General features: G+C 72.2%; 2 protein-coding genes and 1 CRISPR repeat array. Both genes read right to left on the bottom strand.

Annotation, left to right across the window (positions count from 1 at the left end; genetic code table 11):
• Window positions 1–15 precede the first annotated feature (15 nt).
• The gene (casA, locus tag ACHZ99_RS31305; RefSeq protein ID WP_420308207.1) at window positions 16–1746 is read right to left on the bottom strand and encodes a type I-E CRISPR-associated protein Cse1/CasA; all 1731 of its coding nucleotides are present in this window, start codon (window positions 1744–1746) and stop codon (window positions 16–18) included.
• Window positions 1736–4684 carry a CRISPR-associated helicase Cas3' gene (cas3, locus tag ACHZ99_RS31310; protein WP_420308208.1) on the bottom strand — a complete coding sequence of 983 codons (2949 nt, stop codon included), beginning with the start codon at window positions 4682–4684 and terminating at the stop codon, window positions 1736–1738. Before cas3 ends, casA begins: the two co-directional genes overlap by 11 nt.
• A 299-nt stretch (window positions 4685–4983) precedes the next feature.
• Window positions 4984–7267: a CRISPR direct-repeat array (repeat unit 29 nt; unit sequence CTGCTCCCCGCGCACGCGGGGATGGACCC).
• The last annotated feature ends 57 nt before the right edge of the window (window positions 7268–7324 follow it).

Below are 7324 nucleotides of genomic sequence, written 5' to 3' on the forward strand. Positions count from 1 at the left end.
CGTGGGCTCCTCTGGTCAGTTTGGTGAGGGGGCGTCACCGTCGGGGCCGGGCGGGGGTCCGTCGTCCTCCGGGGCCAGGACGCGCTTGCGCAGTTCCCTGCCGAATCCGCGTTCCACGCTCGCGGCGTTCAGCCAGTTCGTGCCGCCCTTCGCGGTCTCCAGGACGCGGCCTTCCCAGGCGGCCTCGCTCGCGGACTCGACCAGCTCCGAGCCGAGCGCGCGCACCCGGTCGTGCGCAACGCGACGCCAGCTCTCCAGCCGTTCTCCGGTATCCGCACCGGACTTGAGCGTCGCCAGCCACAGGCGGAAGGAACCCTCCAGCTCGCCGAAGCCCCGGTCGCGGGCCTCCGCCCGCGGCGTCGCCTGCTCGGCGCCCGCTGCCTCGGCGAGGCCCGCGGCGAGGTTGCCCAGCAGCCAGACCGCGGTCTCGGCGAGTTGCACGGCCCGTATCGCCGTGTCCCGCAGCCTGCTGCCCTGCTGGGAGAGCAGCGCGAGGGACATACTCAGGCTGTCGTCGACCACATCGGAGACCACCGACTGCTGGGTGCCGTACTCACAGCCCACCATCCGCACCCTGATCAGGTGGTCCCGGCCCAGCACGGCGCTCTCTTCCGCCATGCGGCCCAGCCACTCCAGCACGCGGGGCGTGAGTCCCGGTGCCGCGCCCCGGTCGGCGGCACTCTGCACCGCTTCGGGCGGGTAGCCGGTGATCAGTGCGGCCAGACCCCGCCAGGCGGCGCGGGCCGGATCATGGGTGCGCGGGAGGTACACCGGGCTCGTCCGCAGCTTCTTCTCCTGCTGCGCGCTGCGCCGCCAGCCGGTCATCGGCTCGCAGCCGTGCATGTCCCGGTAGGGGAGCGGGTCCCCGTAGGCCAGCACCACGCCGTGCGCTTCACGGCCGTCATGGTGCAGCCGCACCCGCCTGGCGGGCCAGGTGTACCTGCCGCGTGGCCCGTACGGCCCTGCCTCCGCCGCGGGCAGCGGAGCCGCCCCCGGCGCCTGCGGACGGCGCCAGACGGGCAGGTCCTCGTCATCGTGCCGCAGCAGGTCGTCGTCCTCGCGGGGGATCAGGTTCAGCAAGAGCGTCTCGCGCAGCGTGTCCCCCTCCGCGAAGACGCCGCCGAGCATCCCGACCGAAGCGACGCCCTGCGGGTAGACCTTGCCCGACTTGACCCGCGGGTCGTCCACGGCACCGGTCTTGATGCCCGAGACATCCCAGGCGTGCGCGTGCACCACCCAGCGGGCCGCCTCGGCGAAGGACAACCGCTGCGCGCCGTGCGCCCGCATGGTGAGGAACCGGTCGTTGTTGGGGACGTCCGCGACGATCCGGTCCAGGCTGAAGACCTCGTCCTTCGCCGTCCGCAGGTCCGCCACCTGGAAGAAGGGGCGCTCCGGGTGCAGCAGGTCGAACCTCCCCCGGTGCTCCGACAGGTACGCCGCCACCTGCTCGGCCGGGAAGCCCTCCGGACCCGCCTGCCACAACTCCGCCCACGCGTCCCGCGTCGGCGGCCCGCCGTCCAGCGCGTCGTACAGCACCGCCAGCAGCAGCCGGACCAGGGCGAACTCCTGCGTGGGCAGGTCGCCCGGAAGCCGCCGGATGTCGTCGGCCCGCTCGAACACCTCGGTCAGTGACAGGTCCTTCTCCACCCCGTCGCGCAGCAGCACCGGCAGCCACGGCTGGGTGGTCAGGTCGAAGGAGGGCGTCGCGTCGGCGTCGGGGACCGGTTCCTGGACGTCAGGGGACACGGGTCACCTCAAGACCGTCGTCGGGCGAGTAGCGCAGTGTGAAGCCTGCCAGAGAGCACTGACACTCCTCGTCCAGCGCCAGGACCAGCTCGCCGGCCAGCCAGTGGCAGTCGCGTCCCTGCCACGCGTCGATGTACAGCTCCTCCAGTTCCGTCACCGCACGGTCCGCGGTCTCGTGGCTGAACTGGCGCGGCAGGCGCAGCGCGCTGGCCGCGACCGCGCGTGCGCGGTGCGCGTCCGGCGCGGCGTCGGTGGGCAGCTCCAGCCCGCCGCGACGCCGTCCGCGCTCGTCCGGGGGCAGCCACGGGAGAGTGCGCAGCGTCCCGTCGGCGGTGCGCTGGACGACGAGTACCTCCAAGTTGTCCTCGGCGTCCCGCACCTGCTGCCGCCCAGCCGGGGTGTCGTCCGCGTCGCCGACACCCGCGTCGATCCAGCCCAGCAGTGACCGCCCCGGCGCCTTGGGAGCGGCCAGCCGGTACGTCCTGGCCTTCTCCTTCTGCCGGGCCCGCCGCGCCTCGTCGGACTTCTCCGCTGTTGCCAGGGCGTCCTGCCAGCCCGTCGGCCCCAGAGGGGCCGCGCCGTACGCGTCCTGCACCAACGGGGAGATATCCGCCGGGAGCCGTACCGGCCGGCCGCCGTCCGCCAGGTGCGGCCGGAGCACTGCCGCCGCGCGCAGCAGCGGCCAGGCCCCGTACACGGCCGCCGATCCGCGGACCGGGACGGGAGGCGGCCCGGCGGGGGCGGTCCACCGCCTGCCTTGGTCATCCGGTTCGATGCCGGTGACCAGACAGCGGGCGGACCGCAGCCGCGGCGGACGCTCCCGCTCGTGGCGGTGCAGGCGGCCCATCCGCTGGAGGACCAGGTCCACCGGGGCCAGGTCGGTGACCAGGAGGTCGAAGTCCACGTCCAGCGACTGCTCGGCGACCTGGCTGGCCACCACGATGTGCGCGGTCTCCGGCCGTCGTCCGGGGGAGGTATCCGGCGGCCCGAAGCGCTCGCGGAGGTCGGTGTCCTTGGCGGCGCGGTCCAGGTCCACGAAGCGCGCGTGAGCGACCGTCACCGCCTCCGCACCGAAGCGCGCCCGCAGGACGGCCGCGGTCTCCCGCACCCGGTCCACCGTGTTGCGGACGACCAGAGCGCAACCGCCGCCGTCGAGTTCACGGGCCAGCCTTTCGGCGAGGACCTCCGGGCTGTCCGCCAACGCCTCGACGACGACCTGCGTACCGCGCCCCGACGCCGCCGGCGCGCGTTCCACCGCGGTACCGCCCGGTGGAACGGCGGTGAGCAGCGGGTACACCGGCGCGGAGTCCGGCCGCAGCGGCTCCCGATACGCCTGCCCGCCCGCGTACGCGCGCGTGAGTTCCCGCCGACGCGCCGCAGGGAGCGTCGCGGAGAGCACCACGACCGGCACCCGGTACGCGCCCAGCCAGGCCAGGGCGGCGTCCAGATAGGTGTCCATGTACGCGTCGTACGCGTGCGCCTCGTCGATTACGACCACTTTGCTGGCCAGCGCGAGGTGACGCAGGGCGAGATGGCGGGTCTTGAGCGCGCCGAAGAGGAGCTGGTCGATCGTGCCCGCGACGGTGGAGGAGAGCATCCCCTTCTTCCGGCCGCGCAGCCACTGGTGTGCCACCAGTTCCGCGGTGTGCACGACGTGTCCGTCGATGCGCTGCGACCCCTTCGTCCGCGGGTCGTCCGCCTCCACGGCCATCGGGCGGGAAGGAGCGCCCATCAGCGAGGTGTAGTGGGGATTCAGCGCAGACTTGGCATGGGCCAGGAACACGGAGTGCGCGCCACGATCCCGGTCCTCGTCCGGCAGTCGGCCCAGCCAGTTCCGGAGCCGGGGGAACATCGCGTCACCCGTCGCCCTGGTCGGCAGAGCGAAGAAGCACCCGCCCGCGCCCGATCGCGCCGCGAACACCTCCGCCACCGCCAGCGCCGCCTCCGTCTTCCCCTCACCCATCGGGGCCTCGACGATCAGCAGCCCCGGCTCGGGCAGTTCACGAGCCAGCTCCACCGCCGCGGTCTGGACCGGTCGTACCTGCGCGCCGGCGGGGAGGGCGAACCGGGTGCCGTAGTGGTCGTCCGCTGCTGCCGGTGGGTCCACCGCCTGCCAGGGGGCGGGGAGTTCGAGCCCGTGCCAGGCCACTTCGATCCGCTCGGCGGAGGTCTGGTCCTGCGCGTCGGGGAAGTAGGGGAAGAGGTCGGGGTTGCTCGCGATCCAGTCAGCGACGATGACGGTCGCGGACAGCAGCACCTGAACGGTCTGAGGAAGCCGAATGTCCCGCCAGGCGGACAGCCGGTCCTGAACCCCGCACACCACGGCGGCCGCGTCCAGCAACTCTGTCTGCACGCGCCGCCACGCGTCTTCGGCCGCCCCGCGCGTGCGTAACAGTTCACTTCTGCCACGGAGCTGTCTGACCTGCCCGGCGTCCGGAGGCACGCCGTGGTGCCCGCCGACGACCACGGTGAACTGGCCCCGTGTGTCCTTCGCGAACGCGCCGCGCGCCTCCAGCCACTCGTCCAGGAGGAACTGTCCGGCCAGGCCGTGCGGTGCAGCTTTGCGGTCGGTGAGCAGGCGGCGGGTCGACATCGCCAGACCGTGGTCATGCATGACGGCGGCGAGATCCTCCACCTGGCAGCTGAAGGCCGGCGTGGCTTTACCGATGTCGTGCACCGTCGCCAGCCACACGGCCAGACGCCGCGCATCCTCGTTCCCACCCGGCAGAGCCTCTGCCACCGACCGCCGCACCTGACGGGGCAACCAGTCGTCCCAGAGGCGCCCGGCCACGGCCCCGCTGTCGGCCATGTGCCGCCACAGCGGCAGCCACGCACCGCTTTTGCCGCCTTCGCGCTGGTCGGACTTCGCCCACACCGTTCGGGCGGGCGAGGACAATCGCTCACCGATACGTGCCGGGTCCAGCGGCCTGTCGTTCATGCCGTGCATTAGACCCCGTGATGAGGTGATGCATAGCGCCGTTGAATGATTCTGTCTGATAATTCATGTTTGTGATCGACGTTTTGTAGCTTTGCTTCGTCGCGGCTGATTCTCCCCTCCCGGCATCCGATGGTCACTCACCTGTCCGGCTTGTCCGGCAGTGGCTCCGATGGGCGTACGCTGAGCTGCACCTGAGGCGGGACGTGCTGTCCCAGCTAGACTGAATGGCGGAAATGTCCGAATCTTCGTTGGTTGCTCAGAACGGCGTCATCGCTCGATAAACACCCAGGTCAGCAAGTCTGCTCCCCGCGCACGCGGGGATGGACCCCAAAGATAGGTGAACTTTAGTTCGGACCACTTCTGCTCCCCGCGCACGCGGGGATGGACCCAGCGCACCCGGCTCGCGGCCGTAGGTAGCGAACTGCTCCCCGCGCACGCGGGGATGGACCCAGCAGGCCCATGGTCTTGTTCATGACCTCGAACTGCTCCCCGCGCACGCGGGGATGGACCCACCGCAGCACTGCGACCCGTACCGGAGAAGACCTGCTCCCCGCGCACGCGGGGATGGACCCCGGGATCATGCGGGTGCCTCCCTGGTCAGTAGCTGCTCCCCGCGCACGCGGGGATGGACCCCCGGTCGCGCTTCCGATCAAGAACGCTTCCTTCTGCTCCCCGCGCACGCGGGGATGGACCCTGCGCTTCCTCCTGGCGCACCGTACGCCGGCGCTGCTCCCCGCGCACGCGGGGATGGACCCCCCTCCAAGACCTGACGCGCCCCCTCGTACCCCTGCTCCCCGCGCACGCGGGGATGGACCCCAGAACCGGAAGATCGCCCCGATGGCCTTGAACTGCTCCCCGCGCACGCGGGGATGGACCCATCACATGGACTTCAATGCTTTCGGCCAGCACTGCTCCCCGCGCACGCGGGGCTGGACCCGTCTCGGGGTCCCGCTTCTTGGGTCGCACCTCCTGCTCCCCGCGCACGCGGGGATGGACCCTCCGGCGGCTGGCGGTACATCGCGCTGGACACTGCTCCCCGCGCACGCGGGGATGGACCCTGGCGCGTGGACGGGGTGATCGTGCAGACGGACTGCTCCCCGCGCACGCGGGGATGGACCGCCTGCTCGGCCGCCAGCGCGCCGCTGACGGAGCTGCTCCCCGCGCACGCGGGGATGGACCCACCCAAGCTGCCGCGCTGAGCACGGCGCGGGCCTGCTCCCCGCGCACGCGGGGATGGACCCTTCTCGCTGGCAAAGCCGAATTCGTGGCGGCACTGCTCCCCGCGCACGCGGGGATGGACCCAAGATCACCCCTGCCCGGGCAGACCGGATCGTCTGCTCCCCGCGCACGCGGGGATGGACCCGCCAAGGCGGCGGCCGAAGCCGCCTGGGAGCACTGCTCCCCGCGCACGCGGGGATGGACCCACCTCCGGACGCCCCACCGCCCTCGATGTCCGCTGCTCCCCGCGCACGCGGGGATGGACCCAGGGCCGTGATCAGCCAGTCCCTTTCCTGTTTCTGCTCCCCGCGCACGCGGGGATGGACCCCGGGCGGCGGACGCCGTTATGGACGTAGCTGACTGCTCCCCGCGCACGCGGGGATGGACCCATGCAGCAGTTCCGCAATCTGTCTCTGCCGGTCTGCTCCCCGCGCACGCGGGGATGGACCCAGGTCAGTGAACGTCGCCATCACTGCCCCCGTCTGCTCCCCGCGCACGCGGGGATGGACCCCCGTGGCCGGCCCCGCCGCTGCGCACTTCGCTCTGCTCCCCGCGCACGCGGGGATGGACCCTGAACCGGGACGTGGAGCAGGAACGAGAAGCTCTGCTCCCCGCGCACGCGGGGATGGACCCGGGAAGCCCTCCGGAAGCTCCGATGGCGTCCACTGCTCCCCGCGCACGCGGGGATGGACCCGTCGCGAAGTGCGCCTGCGGGTTCGGCTTCGTCTGCTCCCCGCGCACGCGGGGATGGACCCTGCTCTGTCAGCGTCCAGGGGGAGACCGCCGACTGCTCCCCGCGCACGCGGGGATGGCCCCTCCGCGACATGCTGCGTCACCTGAGCGCGCAGCTGCTCCCCGCGCACGCGGGGATGGACCCGATCATGAACCAAAGGCTGTCTGCACATCGCCCTGCTCCCCGCGCACGCGGGGATGGACCCCGCGCCAGCTTGTCCACGACCGGGCCGGCGACCTGCTCCCCGCGCACGCGGGGATGGACCCTGCTTGCCCGCATCGATGCGGCTGCCGATGCCCTGCTCCCCGCGCACGCGGGGATGGACCCAGCGGGACGACGGTGCGCAGCACCGACAGGTACTGCTCCCCGCGCACGCGGGGATGGACCCGAGTATGACGCGCTTGCGATCCGCGGCTTCCGCTGCTCCCCGCGCACGCGGGGATGGACCCTCGCACCGCCGCTCCGACGCGGCCGGAGACAACTGCTCCCCGCGCACGCGGGGATGGACCCCTCGTGCCGGGGCCGTTCGACTTCGACTGGGACTGCTCCCCGCGCACGCGGGGATGGACCCCGCATCCGCTCGGGCGGCTCCGACGCGAACACCTGCTCTCCGCGCACGCGGGGATGGGTCCGGGCTAGTACTCCAGCAGTGGTTTGTGTCTTGACCTGCGGTGATGCGGGATGGTGGG

Origin of the sequence: Streptomyces sp. MAR4 CNX-425, assembly GCF_048656465.1 — a bacterium.
Taxonomy (GTDB): Bacteria; Actinomycetota; Actinomycetes; order Streptomycetales; family Streptomycetaceae; genus Streptomyces.